The 2,335-nt window shown below is 72.2% G+C and carries 3 protein-coding genes; all 3 read left to right on the top strand.

Going from position 1 to position 2,335, the window contains the following annotated elements; translation table 11 throughout:
* Positions 1-168: 168 nt before the first annotated feature.
* The 3 genes from ACFV9T_RS42695 to dapD all read left to right on the top strand — a co-directional run bounded on the left by ACFV9T_RS42695 (position 169) and on the right by dapD (position 2,093).
* On the top strand, positions 169-489 hold the full coding sequence (locus ACFV9T_RS42695; RefSeq protein WP_385449280.1) for a DMT family transporter: 321 nt from the start codon (positions 169-171) through the stop codon (positions 487-489).
* Entirely contained in the window at positions 489-1,028 is a 540-nt protein-coding gene (locus tag ACFV9T_RS42690) for a TetR/AcrR family transcriptional regulator (RefSeq protein WP_385449278.1), read from the top strand. The genes ACFV9T_RS42695 and ACFV9T_RS42690 overlap by 1 nt, the downstream gene beginning before the upstream one ends.
* A gap of 72 nt (positions 1,029-1,100) precedes the next feature.
* Complete coding sequence (gene dapD / locus ACFV9T_RS42685; protein ID WP_385449275.1) at positions 1,101-2,093, top strand: 2,3,4,5-tetrahydropyridine-2,6-dicarboxylate N-succinyltransferase; 993 nt, start codon at positions 1,101-1,103, stop codon at positions 2,091-2,093.
* Positions 2,094-2,335 lie beyond the last annotated feature (242 nt).

Here is a 2,335-nt window from a genome sequence, read left to right as displayed (position 1 = left end):
GCACGCCGGCCGTTCGCAGCTGTGGGCACTGGTCTTCACCTTGTGTGTTATTCTCGGCTCTTTTCGGGTTTTCGACGCGGCCCCCGCGCATCTGGCGGGGGGGCCGCTTCGTATGTGTCCTGGCTTTTTTGTGTACACCCGTACGCATCGTTGTGTACGATCGTACGCATGGGATACCTGACGCTTTCCGGTGCGATCCTCGCCGAGGTTCTGGCGACCACCTCGATGAAGTACAGCGAGGGCTTCAGCAAGCTCTGGCCCTCGGTCGCGACGGCCGTCGGCTACGGGATCGCCTTCGTGCTGCTCGCCCAGACGCTCAAGACGATCTCCGTCGGCACCGCGTACGCCGTCTGGGCCGGGGCCGGGACAGCCGTCATCGCCGCGATCGGGATGGTGTTCCTCGGCGAGGCCGTCACCGCCGCGCGGGTCATCGGGGTGCTGCTGGTGATCGCCGGAGTCGTCGTGCTCAACCTCGGCGGGGCCCACTGATGGGGCGCCGGTACGACCCCGAGCGGCGGCAGCGGCTCATCGACGCCGCGATCGCGGTGGTGGGGGAGCGGGGCATCGCGGGTCTCAGCCACCGGGCCGTGGCCGCCGAGGCGGACGTACCGCTCGGCTCCACCACGTATCACTTCGCGAGCCTCGATGATCTGCTGGTCGCCGCGCTCGACCAGGTCAACGCCGAGTGGCTGGCCGACGTCGAGCGCTGGGAGCGCGACGCGCCCCCCGAGGCGCCGCTCGCGGATCAGGTGGCGTGGTTGATGGGGCAGGTGCTGACGGGCGACCGCAAGCGGCTGGAACTGGAGTACGAGCTGTATCTCGCCGCCCTGCGCCGCCCCTCGGTGCGGCCGATCGCCGCCGCGTTCCTGGACCGGATGGCCGCGCTGCTGGAGCGGCGTACCGGCGACGCGGATGTCGCGCGGACCGTGAACGCCCTGTTCGACGGGATGCTGTTGCAGATCCTGCTGACCGGGCGGGAGTTCGACCGGGAGGAGGCGCGGGCGGCGTTCGCCCGGGTCACCGGCTGAGGGCGCCATGCCCGTGTCTGTTCCCTGGGACCGGTTAGCCTCCGGGGCCCGCCTCCGGTTAGCGTGCTGACCATGACCGATGCAGCCACCACCACCCGCACCACCGGCGCCGTCGCCGCCGGGCTCGCCACCCTCACCGAGGACGGCACCGTTCTGGACACCTGGTTCCCGGCCCCCGAGCTGGCCGACGCGCCCGGCCCGGCCGGAACCGAACGGCTCGACGCCGAGCGCACCGCCCAGCTCCTGGGCGAGCCCGCCCTCAAGGCGCTCGGCCCGGACCCGCGCCGTGGCGTCGAGGTCGTCGCCGTCCGCACGGTCATCGCCTCGATCGACGACAAGCCGCTCGACGCGCATGACGTGTACCTGCGGCTGCACCTGCTCAGCCATCGGCTGGTCAAGCCGCACGGGCTGAGCCTGGACGGCCAGTTCGGCCTGCTCGCCAACATCGCCTGGACCTCGCTCGGCCCCGTCGCCGCCGACCAGGTCGAGCGCGCCCGGCTCGCCGCCCGCGCCGAGGGTCTGCACCTGTCGGTGACGAGCGTCGACAAGTTCCCGCGGATGACGGACTACGTTGTTCCGGCCGGTGTCCGTATCGGTGACGCCGACCGCGTGCGGCTGGGTGCGCACCTGGCCGCCGGGACGACCGTCATGCACGAGGGCTTCGTCAACTTCAACGCGGGCACGCTGGGCACGTCCATGGTCGAGGGCCGCATCAGCGCGGGCGTCGTCGTCGGCGACGGGTCCGACATCGGTGGTGGCGCGTCGATCATGGGCACGCTGTCGGGTGGCGGCAAGCAGACGATCACGATCGGTGAGCGCTGCCTGCTGGGTGCCGAGGCGGGCCTCGGCATCTCCCTCGGTGACGACTGCGTCGTCGAGGCGGGCCTTTACGTGACGGCGGGCACCCGCGTGACCCTTCCCGACGGCAAGATCGTCAAGGCCCTTGAGCTGTCCGGTGCCACGAACATCCTCTTCCGCCGGAACTCCACGACCGGTGCGGTCGAGGTCCTGCCGCGCACCGGCTCCTGGGGTGGCCTGAACGAGGCCCTGCACACCCACAACTGACGACGCCGGGGGCGTTCCCCACGGGTGCTCCGCCCCCGGCCCCCCGCCTCCGGGCTGCGCTCCGGGGCGCTGGCGTGAGGTGGGCCGGGGGAGTTTTCCCCCACCCCGCCCCTTCCCGAACCCGGGGGCTGCGCCCCCGGTCCCCCGGTCTCCGGGTAGCGCCCGGGGCGCGTGGAGGCAGCCCCTTCCCGTATCCGGGGGCTGCGCCCCCGGCCCCCCGCCTCCGGGCTGCGCCCGAGGTG

The sequence above is a fragment of the Streptomyces sp. NPDC059850 genome (assembly GCF_042731515.1).
Lineage (GTDB): Bacteria > Actinomycetota > Actinomycetes > Streptomycetales > Streptomycetaceae > Streptomyces.
The sequence above is the reverse complement of the archived record's forward strand: the minus strand, read 5'-3'. Positions and strand labels throughout refer to the sequence as shown.

What these genes read in the sequence shown, in the direction of transcription:
- ACFV9T_RS42695 (WP_385449280.1), top strand. Translation starts at nt 169, where the DNA reads ATGGGATACCTGACGCTTTCCGGTGCGATCCTCGCCGAGGTTCTGGCG.
- ACFV9T_RS42690 (WP_385449278.1), top strand. Translation starts at nt 489, where the DNA reads ATGGGGCGCCGGTACGACCCCGAGCGGCGGCAGCGGCTCATCGACGCC.
- dapD (WP_385449275.1), top strand. Translation starts at nt 1,101, where the DNA reads ATGACCGATGCAGCCACCACCACCCGCACCACCGGCGCCGTCGCCGCC.